Below are 17,867 nucleotides of genomic sequence, written 5' to 3'. Positions count from 1 at the left end.
AGAGATGCCGTTGACCCCCGAGGACGTGCGGAACAAGCAGTTCACGACCGTCCGCCTCCGAGAAGGCTATGACGAGGACGAGGTCGATGCCTTCCTCGACGAGGTCGAAGCCGAACTGACGCGCCTGCTCCGAGAGAACGAGGACCTGCGCGCCAAACTGGCCGCGGCCACGCGCGCTGCTGCCCAGAACCAGCAGAACATGCGCAAGCCTCCTGAACCACAGGACCAGCAGGGGCAGCAGGGACCGCCTCCCCAGGGCATGCCCCAGCAGGGCATGCGAGGTCCCGGCGGACCGGTGCCCGCCGGCATATCGGGCCCGCCGCAGCAGCAGATGGGTGGCCCCATGGGTGGTCCGCCCCAGCTGCCGAGCGGTGCGCCGCAGCTGCCCGCCGGCCCCGGCGGACAGGGCGGCCCGCAGGGTCCCGGCCCCATGGGTCAGGGTCCCGGGCCGATGGGCCAGGGCGGCCCGATGCAGGGGCAGATGGGCCAGGGCGGCCCGATGCAGGGCCAGATGCCGGGCCAGATGGGCCCCGGCGGCCCGATGGGCGGCCCCGGCGGCCCCATGGGCGGTCCTCCCGGGCTCCCCGGCCAGCAGGGCGGCCCCGGTGGTGACAGCGCGGCCCGCGTGCTCTCGCTGGCCCAGCAGACCGCCGACCAGGCGATCGCCGAGGCCCGTTCCGAGGCCAACAAGATCGTCGGCGAGGCGCGTTCGCGTGCCGAGGGTCTCGAGCGGGACGCCCGCGCCAAGGCGGACGCCCTGGAGCGGGACGCGCAGGAGAAGCACCGCGTCGCGATGGGCTCCCTGGAGTCCGCCCGCGCCACGCTGGAGCGCAAGGTCGAGGACCTGCGCGGCTTCGAGCGCGAGTACCGCACGCGGCTGAAGTCCTACCTGGAGTCGCAGCTGCGTCAGCTGGAGACCCAGGCGGACGACTCGCTCGCCCCGCCGCGTCAGCCGGCCGCCGCGTCGCTGCCGCCGTCCCCGGCGCCCTCGATGGCTCCGGCCGGTGCCGGTGCGCCGTCCTACGGCGGCAGCCAGCCGATGGGTGGCGGTCCGGGTGCCCAGCCCGGCCCGTCCTACGGCGGCCAGCAGCAGATGCAGCCGGCGATGACCCAGCCCATGGCGCCGGTGCGCCCGCAGGGGCCGTCGCCGATGGGCCAGGCGCCCTCGCCGATGCGCGGGTTCCTGATCGACGAGGACGACAACTGACGGCCTCACGGCCATGAGTACGGCTTGACGGCCGACGGCGTTCAGGGCGGGGCCCCGGGTTCGACAACCCGGGGCCCCGCCCTTTCGCTGCGCGCGTTCACGGAGTTTGCAGCGTTCGTTCAGGCTTGGGTGCGGTGTCCGACGTACACAACGCCGAAGGTCCGGGCCCACCAAGATCTTTGGTGGGCCCGGACCTTCGGCGTGGATCGCGCCGCCGCATGTCGACACGGCCCCGCGCCTCGAGGGGCGCGGGGCGCACTCGGAGCGTTACGCCTTGCGCAGCCGGAACGTCAGGGACAGGCCCTCGTCCGTGAACGCCTGTCCGTAGGAGTCGTCCGCCTCTCCCTGGGCGAAGTCCGTCGCCAGGACCTCTTCGGCGATCAGGGCGGAGTGCTCGGTCAGGGCCGCGATCGTGGCGGCCTCCGTGGCCGTCCAGCGCAGGGCGATCCGGTCGGCCACGTCGAGGCCGCTGTTCTTGCGGGCCTCCTGGATCAGTCGGATCGCGTCCCGGGCCAGGCCCGCGCGGCGCAGCTCCTCGGTGATCTCCAGATCCAGCGCGACCGTGGCACCCGAGTCGGAGGCCACCGACCAGCCCTCGCGCGGGGTTTCCGTGATGATCACCTCGTCCGGGGAGAGGGTGATCGTCTCACCGTCGACCTCCACCGCGGCGGTGCCCTCGCGCAGCGCCAGGGACAGCGCGGCGGCGTCCGCGTCCGCGACGGCCCGGGCCACGTCCTGGACCCGCTTGCCGAACCGCTTGCCCAGCGCGCGGAAGTTGGCCTTCGCCGTCGTTTCCACCAGTGAGCCGCCCACCTCGGAGAGGGACGCCAGGGACTCGACGTTCAGCTCCTCGGTGATCTGCGCGTGCAGCTCGGGGTGGAGGACGCCGAAGCCGCTCGCAGCGATCAGGGCGCGCTTGAGCGGCTGGCGGGTCTTGACCCCCGACTCCGCGCGGGTGGCCCGTCCCAGCTCCACCAGGCGGCGCACCAGCACCATCTGGGTGGACAGCTCAGGGTCGATCGCCGTCAGGTCCGCCTCGGGCCAGGAGGACAGATGGACCGACTCGGGGGCGCCCGGGGCGACCGGCACGACCAGGTCCTGCCAGACCCGCTCGGTGATGAACGGGGTCAGCGGGGCCATCAGCTTGGTGACCGTCTCCACGACCTCGTGCAGGGTGCGCAGCGCGGCCTTGTCGCCCTGCCAGAAGCGGCGCCGGGAGCGGCGGACGTACCAGTTGGACAGGTCGTCGACGAACGCGGACAGCAGTTTGCCGGCCCGCTGGGTGTCGAAGCCCTCCAGCGCCCGGGTCACCTGGTCGGTGAGCGCGTGCAGTTCGGAGAGCAGCCAGCGGTCCAGCAGCGGACGGTCGGCGGGCGCCGGGTCGGCCTCGGACGGGGCCCAGCCGGAGGTGCGCGCGTACAGGGCCTGGAAGGCGACCGTGTTCCAGTACGTCAGGAGCGTCTTGCGGACGACCTCCTGGATGGTGCCGTGCCCCACCCGGCGGGCCGCCCACGGGGAGCCGCCGGCCGCCATGAACCAGCGGACCGCGTCCGCGCCGTGCCGGTCCATCAGCGGGATCGGCTGCAGGATGTTGCCCAGGTGCTTGGACATCTTGCGGCCGTCCTCGGCCAGGATGTGGCCGAGGCAGACGACGTTCTCGTACGACGACTTGTCGAAGACCAGCGTGCCGACGGCCATCAACGTGTAGAACCAGCCGCGGGTCTGGTCGATGGCCTCGCAGATGAACTGCGCCGGGTAGCGGGCCTCGAACAGTTCCTTGTTCTTGTACGGGTAGCCCCACTGCGCGAACGGCATCGAACCGGAGTCGTACCAGGCGTCGATGACCTCCGGCACGCGCGTGGCGGTCTTCGCGCAGCCGTCCTGCGGGCAGGCGAAGGTGACCTCGTCGATGTACGGGCGGTGCGGGTCGAGGCCCGACTGGTCGGTGCCGGTCAGCCCGGTCAGCTCGGTGAGCGAGCCGACGCAGGTGAGGTGGTCGTCCTCGCAGCGCCAGATCGGCAGCGGGGTGCCCCAGTAGCGGTTGCGGGACAGCGCCCAGTCGATGTTGTTGTTCAGCCAGTCGCCGTACCGGCCGTGCTTGACCGAGTCCGGGAACCAGTTGGTGTTCTCGTTCTCCTCGAGCAGCCGGTCCTTGACGGCCGTGGTCCGGATGTACCAGGACGGCTGCGCGTAGTACAGCAGCGCGGTGTGGCAGCGCCAGCAGTGCGGGTAGCTGTGCTCGTACGGGATGTGCCGGAAGAGCAGGCCGCGGCTGTCCAGGTCCTCCGTCAGCCTCTCGTCGGCCTTCTTGAAGAAGACGCCGCCGACCAGCGGGACGTCCTCCTCGAAGGTGCCGTCCGGACGGACCGGGTTCACCACCGGCAGCCCGTAGGCGCGGCAGACCTTGAGGTCGTCCTCACCGAAGGCGGGGGACTGGTGGACCAGACCCGTGCCGTCCTCGGTGGTGACGTAGTCGGCGTTCACCACGTAGTGGGCCGGCTCGGAGAACGCGACGAGCTCGAAGGGACGCCGGTACGTCCAGCACTCCATCTCGGCGCCGGTGAAGGTCTGCCCGGTGGTCTCCCAGCCCTCGCCGAGGGCCTTGGCGACCAGCGGCTCGGCGACGACCAGCTTCTCTTCGCCGTCAGTGGCGACCACGTAGGTCACCTCGGGGTGCGCGGCGACCGCGGTGTTGGAGACCAGGGTCCAGGGGGTGGTCGTCCACACCAGGAGCGAGGCCTCGCCGGCCAGCGGGCCGGAGGTGAGCGGGAAGCGGACGTAGACGGACGGGTCGACGACCGTCTCGTAGCCCTGCGCCAGCTCGTGGTCGGACAGGCCGGTGCCGCAGCGCGGGCACCAGGGGGCGACACGGTGGTCCTGGACCAGCAGACCCTTGTTGAAGATCTCCTTCAGCGACCACCAGACGGACTCGATGTACTCCGGGTCCATGGTGCGGTAGGGGTCGTTGAGGTCGGCCCAGTAGCCCATACGGGTCGTGAGCTCTTCGAAGGCGTCGGTGTGGCGGGTCACCGACTCACGGCACTTGGCGTTGAACTCGGCGATGCCGTACGCCTCGATGTCCTGCTTTCCGGAGAAGCCGAGCTCCTTCTCCACCGCCAGCTCCACCGGGAGGCCGTGGCAGTCCCAGCCGGCCTTGCGCCCCACGTGGTAGCCCTGCATGGTCCGGAAGCGGGGGAAGACGTCCTTGAAGACGCGCGCCTCGATGTGGTGGGCGCCCGGCATGCCGTTGGCGGTGGGCGGGCCCTCGTAGAACACCCACTCGGGGCGGCCCTCGGACTGCTCGAGGCTCTTGGCGAAGATCTTCTGTTCCCGCCAGAAGTCGAGCACGGCGTGCTCGAGGGCGGGCAGGTCGACCTGGGCTGGCACCTGTCGGTACGTCGGCGTTGTCATCAGCGGGCTTCCTCCGGCGGACTTGCTGCCTTCCGTCCGGAGGGACGAGAGCTGTGTCGATCCCTGCGCCGCCGTCGGCGCGCTCCCGCGGTACCACCCTCCTTGGCCCCCCGGTGCGTCGTGTGCTCCGGTGAGCCCCCTCATTGGGGTCGCGATGCCGGTTCTACTCGTCCGGGTGGGCCCGTGGGCCGAGCCCACTGTCCAGGACTTTCCTCCGGCGGCTCCGGGGTGATCTTCACGTCGGGCTCGCCCCCGGGCTCACACCGTCCCCGGGTCGCTCTGGGCTGCGTACGCCGCTACTCGTCCCCATCCACGCTTCTCGCTGCGCCCAGTGTACGGCGCGGAGGCGACAGCGGCCGACCGGTTATCGGGCGGGCGGCAGGCGGGGACCGTGCGGGTGCCACGGAGACTTCCCATGGGGTGACATACGCCCAAATGGAGTGGTACGGGCGTTCGGATTCGCGGACGTCCGGCTTGATGGCATACCCGGCGGGGAGCTGGGCACAACGCATGCAGGTCCGCCGCGCGGCGTCGGCGGGGCGGGCGGATCGGGCGGTGCGCCCCGTTGCCGCGGGATCCCGAGTCGATTTATCGTCCCAGCACGATTCGCGCGCAAGATCACGGTATGTGAAGGGGCCGCGGCCATGGTGGCGAAGAAGATCGCCGACGAGAAGTCGGCGTCCAGCAGGGCCGCCCCCGTTTCCGGCGGCGGAGCCGAGGGGGAGGGCGGGAGGAGGAGTACCCGGGGGGGCGGGAAGGCGACGGCGGAGAAGGCGGCCGGAAAGGCGGCGGCCGCGAAGGGAGCGACCGCGCGGAAGGCGGCTGCGAAGAAGGCGGCTGCGAAGAAGACGGCGGGAAAGGCCGCGGAAGGGACGGCGGGGAAGAAGGCGGCCGCGAAGAAGGCGGTCTCCGCAGCGGCGGCGGCAGTCGACGGCTCGGGCGGGAAAGCGGCCGGAGCGGGGGCCCGTGTCGGGCGGGCCGGTGTCTCGCAGGGCACCGGGGGGCGGACCGGCCGGGGAGCCGCGCGCAAGGGCACCACCAGCACCAGCGGGGGCACACAGGACATGGCCGGGCGCGGCACGGCCACTGACGCGGACGCGGCCGGGACCGCGACGCAGACGGGAGCGACCACGGTGGGCGCTAAGAAGACTCCTGGTACGGCGACGGCGGCGAAGACCGCCGTGCCCAAGGCGCGGATCGCGGCGGTGGAGCCCGGCGACCTCGCGGTGCGCCCGGGCGAGGATCCCTGGACACCGGAGGAGGTCGAGGAGGCGCGGGCCGAACTGATGACCGAGGTGCTGCGGCTGCGCGAGGAGATCAGCTCGTCCGAGCGATCGCTGGCCGGCCTGATGCGGGACTCCGGTGACGGCGCGGGCGACGACCAGGCCGACACCGGTACGAAGAACATCACGCGGGAGCACGAACTGGCGCTCGCCGCCAACGCGCGCGAGATGCTCACCCAGTACGAGCGCGCCACGCAGCGCCTGGACGCCGGTACCTACGGCCTGTGCGAGAACTGCGGCAACCCCATCGGGAAGGCCCGTATGCAGGCCTTCCCGCGGGCCACGCTGTGCGTCGAGTGCAAGCAGAAGCAGGAGCGCCGCTACTGATCACCTCCACATGCCTCCTGAGCACGAGGGCCGTGCGGGGTGTGTCGTACCCTCGTCCTCAGTCAGGTACCTAGGTTGAGGGACTCACGTGGCAGAGGCGGAGCGCATCATCGGTACGCCGGAGACCCCGGACGCGGACCGGGACGGGCAGGACCGTGCCGAGCACGTCCGGGCCGAGGAGGCCCGGGCCGATGCCCAGGACACAGCGGCCGGGACACCCCGCGGCAAGCGACGGGTGGCCGTGCTGTTCGCCGTCGCCGCCGTCGCCTACGCCCTCGATCTGATCAGCAAGATGATCGTGGTCGCCAAGCTGGAGCACCACGCGCCCATCGAGATCATCGGGGACTGGCTGAGGTTCGAGGCCATCCGCAACGCGGGCGCGGCCTTCGGTTTCGGCGAGGCCTTCACCGTGATCTTCACGGTGATCGCGGCGACGGTGATCGTGGTGATCGTCCGGCTCGCCCGCAAGCTGTACAGCCTGCCCTGGGCGATCGCGCTGGGACTGCTGCTCGGCGGTGCCCTCGGCAACCTCACGGACAGGATCTTCCGCTCCCCGGGCGTCTTCCAGGGCGCGGTCGTGGACTTCATCGCGCCCAAGCACTTCGCCGTCTTCAACCTGGCGGACTCGGCGATCGTCTGCGGTGGCATCCTGATCGTCCTGCTGTCCTTCCGGGGCCTCGACCCGGACGGAACCGTCCACAAGGACTGACCGGCCCGCTGAACGCGCGTACGGGGTTGTCCGACCGGTCCGGCATACTCGACGGGTGAGCACCATTCCCGAGATCCGTACCCTGCCCGTGCCCGACGGCCTGGAGGGCGAGCGCGTCGACGCCGCCATCTCCCGCATGCTCGGCTTCTCCCGGACCAAGGCGGCCGAGCTCGCCGCCGCGGGAAAGGTCACGGTCGACGGGTCGGTGGTCGGCAAGTCGGAGCGGGTCAGCGGCGGCGCCTGGCTCGAGGTGGAGATGCCGCAGGCGCCCGCGCCGGTCCAGGTGGTCGCCGAGCCCGTCGAGGGCATGGAGATCGTGCACGACGACGACGACGTGGTCGTCGTCGTCAAGCCGGTCGGGGTCGCCGCCCACCCCTCGCCCGGCTGGGCCGGACCGACCGTGATCGGCGGTCTCGCCGCCGCCGGGTACCGCATCTCGACCTCCGGCGCCGCCGAGCGCCAGGGCATCGTGCACCGCCTGGACGTCGGCACCTCCGGCCTCATGGTGGTCGCCAAGTCCGAGTACGCGTACACGTCGCTGAAGCGCCAGTTCAAGGAGCGCACGGTCGACAAGCGCTACCACACGCTGGTCCAGGGCCACCCCGACCCGACCAGCGGCACCATCGACGCGCCCATCGGCCGCCATCCGAACCACGACTACAAGTGGGCGGTCATCGCCGAGGGCAAGCCCTCCGTCACGCACTACGACCTCGTCGAGGCCTTCCGCGCCGCCTCCCTCCTCGACGTCAAACTGGAGACCGGCCGCACCCACCAGATCCGCGTCCACATGGCCGCCCACCGGCACCCCTGCGTGGGCGACCTGACCTACGGCGCCGATCCCACGCTCGCCAAGCGGCTCCGCCTGACCCGCCAGTGGCTGCACGCCGTACGGCTCGGCTTCGAGCACCCGGGGGACGGCCGGTGGGCGGAGTTCAGCAGCGACTACCCCGAGGACCTGCAACAGGCGCTGGACCAGGTCCGGGAGGAGACGTACGCGTGAGCACCCCGTACGTGGTCCGCGAGGCGGTGGAACCCGGCGACCGGGAGGCGTGCTTCGCGGTCCGCAAGGAGGTCTTCGTCGCCGAGCAGGGCGTGCCGGAGGACCTGGAGTACGACGCGTACGACGACGGCGCCGTGCATGTGCTCGCGCTCGGTGCGGACGGCGAGGCGCTCGGCACCGGGCGTCTGCTGCACGGCGAGGCCGCCGCAGCGAAGAACGGTGGCGGCCTCGCCGCACAACAGACGCCCGGTTCCCTGGGGCGGCTCGCGGTGACCCGCCGGGCGCGCGGGCTCGGCGTCGGTGCGGCGCTGGTGCGGGGCATCGAGGAGGCGGCCCGGGCGCGCGGGCTCACCGCCGTCGACCTGCACGCGCAGACCCATGCCCTGGGGTTCTACGAGCGGCTGGGGTACGAGGCGTACGGACCGGAGTTCCCGGACGCGGGCATGCCGCACCGGGCCATGCGGCGCGTTCTGTAACCGGGGCATCGAACAGCCTGCCGGGGGCAGGGGCGTGACAGGCTGGAAGCCTGCTGCCCGACCGTCGACCCGCCCGGAGCGCTGACCGTGGATCAGTTGGCCTTGCTGTTCACCGTGTTGCTCGGGGCCGTGGTGAGCGTCCCGGTCGGGGACCGGCTGGGGTTGCCGGCGCCGGTGCTGATGACGGTCTTCGGGATCGCCCTGGCGCTGCTGCCGTTCGTCCCGAACGTCGACATTCCGCCGGACCTGATCCTGCCGCTGCTGTTGCCGCCCCTGCTCTACGCCGCCGTCCGCCGGACGTCCTGGCGCCAGTTCGCCGCGAACGTCAGACCGATCCTCCTGCTGGCCGTGGCGCTGGTGTTCGTCACCACGCTGTGTGTGGCCGTCGTGGCGCACGCGATCGTGCCGGGCCTGCCGCTGGCCGCCGCCGTGGCCCTCGGCGCGCTGGTCGCGCCGCCCGACCCGGTCGCGGCGACCGCCGTCGCCGGGAAGCTGGGGCTGCCGCGCCGGCTGGTGTCGATCCTGGAGGGCGAGGGCCTGTTCAACGACGTGACGGCGATCGTGCTGTACCACGTGGCGATCGCCGCCGCCGTGAGCGGAACCTTCTCGCCCTGGCGGGCGGGGCTGGACCTGGTGCTGTCGGCGGTGGTGGCGGTCGCGGTCGGCCTCGCGCTGGGCTGGGGGGCCAACCACCTGATGGGCCTGCTCGGGGACGCGACCCTGCAGATCGCGATGAGCCTGCTGGTGCCGTTCGCCGCCTACGCCCTGGCCGAGGAACTGCACGGCTCGGGGGTGCTCGCCGTACTCACCACCGCGCTGTTCCTGGTGGAGTACGCCACCGACGCCGACGAGGTCATGACCCGGCTCGCCGGGCACGCCTTCTGGGACATCGTCGACACGCTCGTCACCGGTGTCGCGTTCGGGCTGGTCGGCCTCGAGCTGCACAACGCGCTCAGGACCGCGGCCGGCCACTGGGGCGAGCTGCTCCGCTGGGCGGGGGCGATCGTGGGGGTGGTCGTCCTCGTCCGGCTGCTGTGGCTGCTGCCGGCGACCTGGCTGACGAAGCGGCTGCACTCCGCGCGGGACCTCGACGAGGAGATCCCGGTCGGCTGGCGCGAGGCCGTGGTGATGTGGTGGTCCGGGATGCGCGGGGTGGCCTCCGTGGCGCTGGCGCTGGCGATTCCGCTGCAGACCGATGCCGGGGACGCCTTTCCCGTCCGCAGTGAGATCGTCTTCATCGCGTTCGGTGTGATCATGGCGACGCTGCTGGTCCAGGGGATGACCCTGCCGTGGCTGGTGAAGCGGCTGGGAGTGGAGGCCGACACCGGGCGGGAGAAGGAGTACGAGCGGGATCTCGCGGTACGGGCGGCGCGGGCGGCCAAGCGGCGGCTGCGGGAGATCGAGGAGGTCGAGGAGCTGCCGGAGGAGCTGTCCGAGCAGATGCTGCGGAGCGCCTTCGAGATCGGGATGCAGATCAACCCGGACATGGCGGGCGACGAGCGGAGGGAGTCCCACCGGCAGCGGACCCGGCGGGCGAAGCGGGTGCGGCGGATCCGGAGCGAGATGCTGAGTGCCGCCCGGCACGAGGTGCTGGCGGCGCGCAGTGAGGCGGGGGCCGATCCCGGGGTGGTGGACCGGGTGCTGCGACATCTGGATGTGCGGAGCATGCGGTGAGTTCGTCCCCCGGTGCGCCCTTCTGTTCGTAGGGTCGGGGTATGACGAGAAACGTGGTGATCAGCGGGGGCGGTACGGGGATCGGTCTGGCGGCGGCACGGATGTTCGCCGCGGACGGGGACCGGGTGCTGCTGCTCGGGCGGCGCGGGGACGTGCTGGAACGGGCCGGGGCCGGGGTGCCGGGGGCGTCGGTGTACGCCGCCGACCTCGCCGACCCGGTCGCCGTGCGCGGTGTCAGCGGCTTCGTGGGCCGGGAGTTCGGGGCCGTCGACGTGCTGATCCACAGCGCCGGGGGCAACGGTCTCCTCGAGCCCCCTGCCGGGGGCGACGACCCGCTCGACGCCGTCGCCCGCCACTGGACGGTCAACTTCCGGCTCAACCTGCTGACCGCCGTCCTGCTCACGGAGGCCCTGAAGGACCGGCTCGCCGAGCCCGGCGGGCGGGTGCTGTTCCTGAGCTCCATCGCCGCCTACCGGGGGTCCGGGCAGCTCGCGTACGCGGCGGCCAAGGCCGGACTGCACCCGTACGCCCACGGCCTCGCCCGGAAGCTGGGGCCGCACGGCATCACGGTCAACGTGGTCGCGCCCGGCTACATCGAGGACACCGCCTTCTTCGGCGACGGCCTCGACGAGGAGCGGCGGGCGCGGCTGGTCGCCGAGACGTCCGACGGCCGGGCCGGAAGGCCCGGGGACGTGGCCGCCACCCTGCACTGGCTGGCCTCCCCGGGCGCCGCGCACATCACCTCACAGATCATCCAGGTCAACGGCGGTGCGGAACGAGGTCACTGAGGGGCCGTCAGCGCTTGTCGGTGCTTGGTGTGCTTGTCGGGTTCGCGGGGCCTGCCGGCCCTGTGGGCGTTTCCCGCTTCCCGGTGCTCTCGTGCGGGCCGCGGGCCGCGGGTACGGTGCCGGGGGAGCGACGGTGGCCGTCGAGCTCCGGCGCCGGGCCCGGCGGCGGTTCCGCGGCGGCCGTGCTGACCCGGGGCAGGGCGTAGGGGTGCTCCTCGGCCAGCCAGCGGATCATCTGCTCGCGGACCGTGACCCGTACCGTCCATATGTCGTCCGCGTCCCTGGCCGTCACCAGGGCCCGCACCTCCATGGTGCTGGGCGTGCTGTCCGTCACGGTCAGGTTGTAGGCGCGGCCGTCCCAGGCCGGGCACTCCCGCAGGATGTCGCGGAGCCTGTCCCGCATCGTCTCCAGCGGGGCCGAGTGGTCGAGGTGCCAGAAGACGGTGCCGGTCATCTGCGGTGTGCCGCGCGACCAGTTCTCGAACGGCTTGGACGTGAAGTACGACACCGGCATGGTGATCCGGCGCTCGTCCCAGGTGCGCACGGTCAGGAAGGTCAGGGTGATCTCCTCGACCGTGCCCCACTCGCCGTCCACCACGACCGTGTCGCCGATGCGCACCATGTCGCCGAAGGCGATCTGCAGTCCGGCGAACAGGTTGCCGAGCGTGGACTGGGCGGCGACACCGGCGACGATGCCGAGGACACCGGCCGAGGCCAGCAGTGAGGCGCCGGCCGTGCGCATCGCGGGGAAGGTCAGCAGCATCGCGGCCGCCGCCACCACCCCGACGATCGCCGAGACCACCCGCCTGATCAGCGTCACCTGGGTGCGCACCCGGCGGACCCTGGCCGGGGAGCGTTCGCGGTGCACGTTGGCGTACCGGGTGTACGAGGTCTCGACGACGGCCGCCGCGATCCGGATCACCATCCAGGCGACCGATCCGATCAGCACCAGCGTCAGGATCCGCCCGATGCCTTCCCGGTGGTCCTCGAACAACCGGGCCTGGTCGTACGAACCTCTCAGCAGGGCCGCGCAGATCAGCAGCTGGTAGGGGATGCGGGCGCGGCGGAGCAGCTCCCACAGCGGGGTCTCGGAGTGCTGTTCGTCGGCCTTGCGCAGCAGTCGGTCGGTGGCCCAGCCGAGCACCAGGGTGAGCACGACCGAGCCGCCGACCACGATCAATGGGCGGAGCACGTCTTCCATGCCCTCGAACGTAACCGGCCTCGCGCGGAGTGAACATGTGAGGTTCGCACCGTCGTGGGTACGGTCCCCGGCCCGGTCGGCCCGCCGGGTGCGCCGGCCCGGCCGACCGGGCCTGCACCGGCTGTCACACCCGGCTGGCACCATGGGCGTCATGAACATCATGCTGTTTCACTCGACCTACGGCCTTCGGCCCGCGGTGGCCCGGGCCGCGGACCGGCTGCGCGGCGCCGGACACGAGGTGTGGACGCCCGACCTCTTCGAGGGCCGTACGTTCGACACGGTCGAGGAGGGCATGGCCCACCAGGAGTCGATCGGCAGGGACGAGTTGCTGAGACGGGCCGTCCTCGCCGCCGCGCCCTACTCGGAGCGGGGGCTGGTGTACGCCGGTTTCTCCTTCGGCGCCTCGGTCGCCCAGACGCTGGCCCTCGGCGACGGCAAGGCACGCGGACTGCTGCTTCTGCACGGCACCTCGGACATCGCGGCGAACGCCGAGGTGGACGACCTCCCGGTGCAGCTGCACGTCGCCGAGCCGGACCCGTTCGAGACCGACGACTGGCTGAGCGCCTGGTACCTGCAGATGGGCCGTGCCGGAGCCGACGTCGAGGTGTACCGGTACGCCGGGGCCGGTCACCTCTACACCGACCCCGACCTGCCGGACCACGACGAGGAGGCCGCCGAGGCCACCTGGCGGGTGGCGCTCGGCTTCCTCGACTCGCTGGAGGGCTGATCCGGGGACGTCAGACCGGGGCGGTGGCGCGCTCGACCCGCTGCGTGCCGCTGCGGGTCCGGTACGAGCGGGCCCACGCGGACGTGGCGGCCGGGTCGGTGCGGCCGGACAGCACGTAGTAGTCCATCTGCGCCCGCTCGGCGGTGACGTCCAGCACGCCGTAGCCGTGGCGGTCGGTGTCGACCCAGTGGACATGCCGGTTGGTGGCCCTGATCAGCGGTGAGGCGACCGTGGAGACGGTGCCCTCGGGAACCTTGACGATGTCGTCGAGGTTGTCGGAGGTGACCGAGGTGACGACGAACTCGGTGGCCGCCGACGGGGACAGCGGATAGGTGCCCGCGTTCACCGGTACGTCGTTGGCCCACGCCATGTGGATGTCGCCGGTGAGGAAGACCGTGTTGCCGATCGCGTTCGTCCGCAGATGGGCGAGGAGTTCGCGGCGGTCGTCGGTGTAGCCGTCCCACTGGTCGGTGTTGAGGGCGAGGCCCTCCTGCGGCAGGTCCAGCAGCTCGGCGAGCGGCTTCAGCAGACTGGCGGGGAGCGCGCCGAGGGCGAGCGGCGAGATCATCACCGAGGTGCCGACCAGCCGCCAGGTGGTGTCGGACGCCGACAGTCCCGCCTTCAGCCAGTCGAGCTGGGCGCGGCCGGTGAGCGTGCGGTCCGGATCGTCGACCTCGCCGTCGCCGAGCGAGACCTGCTGGGAGCGGAAGGAACGCAGGTCCAGCAGCGAGAGGTCGGCGAGCCTGCCGAAGCGCAGTCGGCGGTAGGTGGTGCCGGCCAGGGCGGGACGCACCGGCATCCACTCGAAGTAGGCCTGCTTGGCCGCGGCCTGACGCGCGGCCCAGGTGCCCTCCGTGCCCTCGGTGTGGTTCTCGGCGCCGCCCGACCAGGCGTCGTTGGCGAACTCGTGGTCGTCCCAGATCGCCACGACCGGCGCCTTGGCGTGCAGCGCCTGGAGGTCGGGGTCGGTCTTGTACGTCGCGTGCCGGACGCGGTAGTCGGCGAGGGTGACGATCTCGTGGGCGGGCGCGTGCGGGCGGACGGTCCTGCCGCGTGTGCCGTACTCGCCGGCGCCGTACTCGTAGATGTAGTCACCGAGGTGCAGCCAGGCGTCCAGGTCGCCGCGGGCCGCGAGATGGCGGTACGCCGAGAAGTGCCCGGCCTCCCAGTTGGAGCAGGAGACCACGCCGAAGCGCAGACCGGTCACCGCGGCGTCGGCGACCGGGGCGGTGCGGGTGCGGGCGACGGGGGAGTCGGTGCCGCCGGCGGAGAAGCGGAACCAGTAGTCGGTGGCCGGCGCCAGGCCGCGGACGTCGGCCTTGACGGTGTGGTCGGAGGCGGCGGTGGCGCGGGTCGAGCCCTTCGCGACGACGGTGCTGAACGACTTGTCCAGGGCGACGGTCCAGCTGACCTCGGTGTCCGGGCCGAGCCCGGAGCCGGGTATCGCCTCCGGCACCGGTGTCACCCGCGTCCACAGCAGGACGCCGTCAGGCAGCGGGTCGCCGGAGGCCACCCCGTGCAGGAAGGCGGGGGCCTGGGCGGTGGCGGCGCGGGCGGGCGGCGCGGCAACGAGCGGCCCCGCCAGGACCGCGCCGGCGGCGGCTGCCTTGACGACCGTACGGCGGCGCGGAGCAAGGGTGTTGGCGCTCACGGAGGCGGAAGCGGTGCTCTCGGATGATCTGTGTCGACTGGTCACAGCCGATCAGGTTACTGACAGGTACACGTGAGAGCGGGCGAACTCGCAAAAGTTCGCCCGCTCTTCAGCACGGAGTCAGCCGGCCGGGGGTCAGGCCTTGAGGGCCTTGTCGATCGCCGCGGTGAACTCGGGGGCCGTCATGGGAGTGCTCTGCCCGTCGGCCCCGGTGACCTTCTTACCGTCCATCATCAGCGTCGGGGTGCCCTGGACGTCGCTGTCGTCGAACTTCTTGGACATCTCCAGCGCCCACCTGTCGTAGGTGCCGTTCTCCACGGCCGTCTGGAACTTCTTGTTGTCCTTCAGTTCCTCGACGGAGTTCGCCACCTTGATCAGGTAGGAGTCGTCCTTGAACTTGTCCTGGCTCTCCTCGGGGTGGAACTCGGCCGAGTAGAGCGCGGCCTTGTAGGCGAGGAACGCCTCGGGGCTGACGTTCAGCGCGGCACCCATGGCGCTCAGGGCGTTCTTGGAGCCCTCGCCGGTCAGGTTGCGGTCCAGGAACGAGGCACCGATGAACTGGACCTTGTACTTGCCGTCCGCGACGTCCTGCTCGATCGTCTTGCCGACGCCCTGCTCGAACGTGGCGCAGATCGGGCAGCGCGGGTCCTCGTACAGCTCCAGGGTCTTCTTCGCGTCGGCCTTGCCGACGACGACGGTCGTGCCGTTCTCGCCGCTGCTGTTGGCCGGCTTGACGAGCTTGGCGTCCTTTGCGGCCTCCCACGCGCTGGGCTGGTTGGCCTGGACGACGGCGTAGCCGATGCCGCCGGCTATCGCCAGGACGCCGACGATCGAGCCGGCGACGATGAGCTGGCGCTTGACCTTGGCCTTCTTGGCCTCGCGCTCGCGCTCGACGCGCAGACGCTCACGGGCCGCCGTCTTCGCCGCCTGGCTGTTCCGCTTGCTCATGGTGATGCTCTCCACAGGGGACGCGCACAGTGTGTGCGGGATGTGTATGGGGGACTACAGATGCTCGGACTGCGGTCGCCGACGCCGGGGCGGAGGGCCGCCTCAGACGAGGGCGGCGGAGCACGGCGGTCCGCGCCGTCCCAGGGAGCGCACGAGGAACCGGTCCACGGCCGCGGTGGTCCGGAGGGCCGGGGGATGCGGCCGACGGGCCTTCGGGGCCCGGTGCACGGTCACCGCGGCGACCGCCAGCAGCAGCGGCCGGAAGGTGCTCGCCGCCATCGCGCCCAGCAGCTGGGCCAGCGCACGCTCGCCGCGGTGCAGCCAGGCGGCGGCGAACAGGCCGACGCCGATGTGCGCGCCGAGCAGCAGCCAGGCGGTGGCGGGGCCGGCCTGGGCGAGCAGGCCGACGAACCGGTCACCGCCGTCGGCCGCGGTGCCGGCCACCCGGGCCAGCGGGGTGCCCACACTGCCGCCGTCGCCGCACAGCAGGTCGAAGCCGACCGAGCGCAGCGGACCCGCGACCGGGCCGCCCATCCGTCCGTAACAGAGGTGCTGCCCGGTGGTGAACACGGTGTCGGCGGCCAGCTCCAGCGGGATCAGCAGCGCGGCGATCCGCCCGAAGGAGCCTGCCCGGCCCGCGAGCGCGTAGGCCAGGACGAACACGGCGGCGGCGATCACCGTCACCGTGTTCAGCGGCAGCGGGGCCCCGGACAGCAGCACGTGCGACGCGGCGCTGAGGGTCACGACCATGGTCGTGAACAGCGCCGCGCGCAGGGCTCTGAGCGGGGCTCCGGGTATGTCCATGATGGGAACGAGTGTGTCACGTGCTCCGGTAAGGGATCCCTAAAGGGTTCCTGTGGGCTGTGTCTCCCCGGGCGGGAGGGAGGTCACAGGCCCGGGATCCTGCCGTTGCGGAACAGGTCCAGGAAGATCTGGTGGTCACGGCGCGCGCGTGCGCCGTAGGTGTGCGCGAAGTCGACCAGCAGGGGTTCCAGCCCGTCCTCGTCGGCCGCGATCGCCGCGTCGATGGCGCGCTCGGTGGAGAACGGCACCAGGGACTCGCCGGAGGTGTCGTCCGCCGCCGCGTGCATCGTGGCCGTGGCCCGGCCGAGGTCGGCGACGACCTGGGCCATCTCCTCCGGCTCGTCGATGTCGCCCCAGTCCAGGTCCACGGCGTACGGCGAGACCTCGGCGACCAGCTGCCCCGCGCCGTCCAGCTCGGTCCAGCCCAGCCACGGGTCGGCGTGCGCCTGCAGAGCACGCTGGGAGATCACCGTGCGGTGGCCCTCGTGCCGGAAGTAGTCCTGGATCGCCCGATCCGTGATGTGCCGGGAGACGGCCGGGGTCTGGGCCTGCTTGATGTAGATCACGACGTCGTTCTCCAGGGCGTCGCTGTGTCCCTCCAGCAGGATGTTGTACGAGGGCAGCCCGGCCGAGCCGATGCCGATGCCGCGGCGGCCCACGACGTCCTTCACGCGGTAGGAGTCCGGGCGGGCCAGCGAGGCGTCCGGCAGCGTCTCCAGGTAGCCGTCGAAGGCGGCGAGGACCTTGTAGCGCGTGGCGGCGTCGAGCTCGACCGCGCCGCCGCCGGAGGCGAAGCGGCGCTCGAAGTCACGGATGACGGTCATCGAGTCCAGCAGCCCGAAACGGGTCAGCGAGCGGGCGTCGCGCAGTGCGTCGAGCAGCGGCCCCTGCGCGGTGTCCAGCGTGAACGGCGGCACCTCGTCGCTCTTCGCTCCGGTCGCCAGCGCGTGGACGCGCTCCCGGTACGCGGCCGTGTAGATCCGCACCAGCTCGGTGATCTGCTCGTCGCTGAGCGCCTTCGCGTAGCCGATCAGCGCCATGGAGGCGGCGAAGCGCTTGAGGTCCCAGGTGAAGGGGCCGACGTAGGCCTCGTCGAAGTCGTTGACGTTGAAGACCAGACGGCCGTTGGAGTCCATGTACGTGCCGAAGTTCTCCGCGTGCAGATCGCCGTGGATCCACACCCGGGACGTCCGGTCGTCCAGGTACGGCCCGCTGTATGTCCTCCCACCGCCCCGCCCGGCGTTCTCGGTGTTCTCGGCGTTCTTGGTGTTCTCGGCGTTCTGATCATGGTAGAAGAGGCACGCCGTGCCCCGGTAGAACGCGAACGCCGAGGCCGCCATCTTCCGGAACTTCACGCGGAACGCGGCCGGGTCGGCGGCCAGGAGCTCGCCGAAGGCGGTGTCGAGAACGGCGAGGATCTCCTCGCCGCGGTGCTCGTCGTTGAGCTGCGGGACCGACATCGCTGAGTGCCTCCTGGTACGGGACGTCCGGGGACGGCTGATCCGCCCCCGTGCCTAACGCTCGGCGCGTCACGGGAGTGCCCGCGCCACTCGCCAGAAGGTACGACGGAGGAGCCCTGGAGTGTCAGTGCCGGGGCATAGACTTCGACGTTGACCACCGAACCGCCCACCTGCCCGTCACCGATCGCCCACCCGTCGCCC

The 17,867-nt window shown here is 71.8% G+C and carries 14 protein-coding genes; 8 read left to right on the top strand and 6 right to left on the bottom strand.

What is annotated here, in order from left to right; all coding sequences use genetic code 11:
- Window positions 1-4: 4 nt before the first annotated feature.
- Window positions 5-1,207, top strand: a complete 1,203-nt coding sequence (locus tag AB0I73_RS25245; protein ID WP_363040926.1) for a DivIVA domain-containing protein — start codon at window positions 5-7, stop codon at window positions 1,205-1,207.
- 267 nt (window positions 1,208-1,474) lie between these two features.
- Here the strand turns inward: AB0I73_RS25245 and ileS are convergent, their stop codons facing one another.
- Entirely contained in the window at window positions 1,475-4,618 is a 3,144-nt protein-coding gene (gene ileS / locus AB0I73_RS25240) for an isoleucine--tRNA ligase (RefSeq protein WP_363040924.1), read from the bottom strand.
- Window positions 4,619-5,262: 644 nt separating this feature from the next.
- On the opposite strand from ileS, the gene AB0I73_RS25235 reads away from it, so the two are divergent.
- The 6 genes from AB0I73_RS25235 to AB0I73_RS25210 all read left to right on the top strand — a co-directional run bounded on the left by AB0I73_RS25235 (window position 5,263) and on the right by AB0I73_RS25210 (window position 10,875).
- Window positions 5,263-6,228 (top strand): TraR/DksA family transcriptional regulator, encoded by a 966-nt coding sequence (locus AB0I73_RS25235; RefSeq protein WP_363040922.1) that lies wholly within the window; start codon window positions 5,263-5,265, stop codon window positions 6,226-6,228.
- 88 nt (window positions 6,229-6,316) lie between these two features.
- Window positions 6,317-6,937 carry a signal peptidase II gene (gene lspA / locus AB0I73_RS25230; RefSeq protein ID WP_363040920.1) on the top strand — a complete coding sequence of 207 codons (621 nt, stop codon included), beginning with the start codon at window positions 6,317-6,319 and terminating at the stop codon, window positions 6,935-6,937.
- Window positions 6,938-6,992: 55 nt separating this feature from the next.
- Window positions 6,993-7,937 (top strand): RluA family pseudouridine synthase, encoded by a 945-nt coding sequence (locus tag AB0I73_RS25225; protein WP_363040916.1) that lies wholly within the window; start codon window positions 6,993-6,995, stop codon window positions 7,935-7,937.
- Entirely contained in the window at window positions 7,934-8,413 is a 480-nt protein-coding gene (locus AB0I73_RS25220) for a GNAT family N-acetyltransferase (protein WP_363040914.1), read from the top strand. The genes AB0I73_RS25225 and AB0I73_RS25220 overlap by 4 nt, the downstream gene beginning before the upstream one ends.
- Window positions 8,414-8,500: 87 nt before the next feature.
- Window positions 8,501-10,087, top strand: a complete 1,587-nt coding sequence (locus AB0I73_RS25215) for a Na+/H+ antiporter (protein WP_363040912.1) — start codon at window positions 8,501-8,503, stop codon at window positions 10,085-10,087.
- A gap of 41 nt (window positions 10,088-10,128) precedes the next feature.
- On the top strand, window positions 10,129-10,875 hold the full coding sequence (locus tag AB0I73_RS25210) for an SDR family oxidoreductase (RefSeq protein ID WP_363040910.1): 747 nt from the start codon (window positions 10,129-10,131) through the stop codon (window positions 10,873-10,875).
- Window positions 10,876-10,882: 7 nt separating this feature from the next.
- Here the strand turns inward: AB0I73_RS25210 and AB0I73_RS25205 are convergent, their stop codons facing one another.
- Window positions 10,883-12,076, bottom strand: a complete 1,194-nt coding sequence (locus AB0I73_RS25205) for a mechanosensitive ion channel domain-containing protein (RefSeq protein WP_363040908.1) — start codon at window positions 12,074-12,076, stop codon at window positions 10,883-10,885.
- Between the two features lie 151 nt (window positions 12,077-12,227).
- Here AB0I73_RS25205 and AB0I73_RS25200 point away from each other — a divergent pair, with 151 nt between their 5' ends.
- Window positions 12,228-12,803 carry a dienelactone hydrolase family protein gene (locus AB0I73_RS25200; protein WP_363040906.1) on the top strand — a complete coding sequence of 192 codons (576 nt, stop codon included), beginning with the start codon at window positions 12,228-12,230 and terminating at the stop codon, window positions 12,801-12,803.
- Between the two features lie 10 nt (window positions 12,804-12,813).
- On the opposite strand, the gene AB0I73_RS25195 is transcribed toward AB0I73_RS25200, so the two are convergent.
- The 4 genes from AB0I73_RS25195 to AB0I73_RS25180 all read right to left on the bottom strand — a co-directional run bounded on the left by AB0I73_RS25195 (window position 12,814) and on the right by AB0I73_RS25180 (window position 17,666).
- Window positions 12,814-14,499 (bottom strand): alkaline phosphatase D family protein, encoded by a 1,686-nt coding sequence (locus tag AB0I73_RS25195; protein ID WP_363040904.1) that lies wholly within the window; start codon window positions 14,497-14,499, stop codon window positions 12,814-12,816.
- 90 nt (window positions 14,500-14,589) lie between these two features.
- Complete coding sequence (locus AB0I73_RS25190) at window positions 14,590-15,402, bottom strand: DsbA family protein (protein WP_363040902.1); 813 nt, start codon at window positions 15,400-15,402, stop codon at window positions 14,590-14,592.
- A 102-nt stretch (window positions 15,403-15,504) separates the two neighbouring features.
- Window positions 15,505-16,206, bottom strand: a complete 702-nt coding sequence (locus AB0I73_RS25185; protein ID WP_363040900.1) for a hypothetical protein — start codon at window positions 16,204-16,206, stop codon at window positions 15,505-15,507.
- Between the two features lie 83 nt (window positions 16,207-16,289).
- Complete coding sequence (locus tag AB0I73_RS25180) at window positions 16,290-17,666, bottom strand: DUF2252 domain-containing protein (protein WP_363040898.1); 1,377 nt, start codon at window positions 17,664-17,666, stop codon at window positions 16,290-16,292.
- Window positions 17,667-17,867 lie beyond the last annotated feature (201 nt).

The sequence above is a fragment of the Streptomyces sp. NPDC050388 genome, from assembly GCF_040655635.1.
Lineage (GTDB): Bacteria > Actinomycetota > Actinomycetes > Streptomycetales > Streptomycetaceae > Streptomyces.
The sequence above is the reverse complement of the archived record's forward strand: the minus strand, read 5'-3'. Positions and strand labels throughout refer to the sequence as shown.

Coding starts and splice junctions, on each gene's coding strand:
- ileS (WP_363040924.1), bottom strand. CDS start 4,618: ATGACAACGCCGACGTACCGACAGGTGCCAGCCCAGGTCGACCTGCCC.
- AB0I73_RS25200 (WP_363040906.1), top strand. CDS start 12,228: ATGAACATCATGCTGTTTCACTCGACCTACGGCCTTCGGCCCGCGGTG.
- AB0I73_RS25245 (WP_363040926.1), top strand. CDS start 5: ATGCCGTTGACCCCCGAGGACGTGCGGAACAAGCAGTTCACGACCGTC.
- AB0I73_RS25185 (WP_363040900.1), bottom strand. CDS start 16,206: ATGGACATACCCGGAGCCCCGCTCAGAGCCCTGCGCGCGGCGCTGTTC.
- AB0I73_RS25180 (WP_363040898.1), bottom strand. CDS start 17,666: ATGTCGGTCCCGCAGCTCAACGACGAGCACCGCGGCGAGGAGATCCTC.
- AB0I73_RS25210 (WP_363040910.1), top strand. CDS start 10,129: ATGACGAGAAACGTGGTGATCAGCGGGGGCGGTACGGGGATCGGTCTG.
- AB0I73_RS25190 (WP_363040902.1), bottom strand. CDS start 15,402: ATGAGCAAGCGGAACAGCCAGGCGGCGAAGACGGCGGCCCGTGAGCGT.
- AB0I73_RS25205 (WP_363040908.1), bottom strand. CDS start 12,076: ATGGAAGACGTGCTCCGCCCATTGATCGTGGTCGGCGGCTCGGTCGTG.
- AB0I73_RS25235 (WP_363040922.1), top strand. CDS start 5,263: ATGGTGGCGAAGAAGATCGCCGACGAGAAGTCGGCGTCCAGCAGGGCC.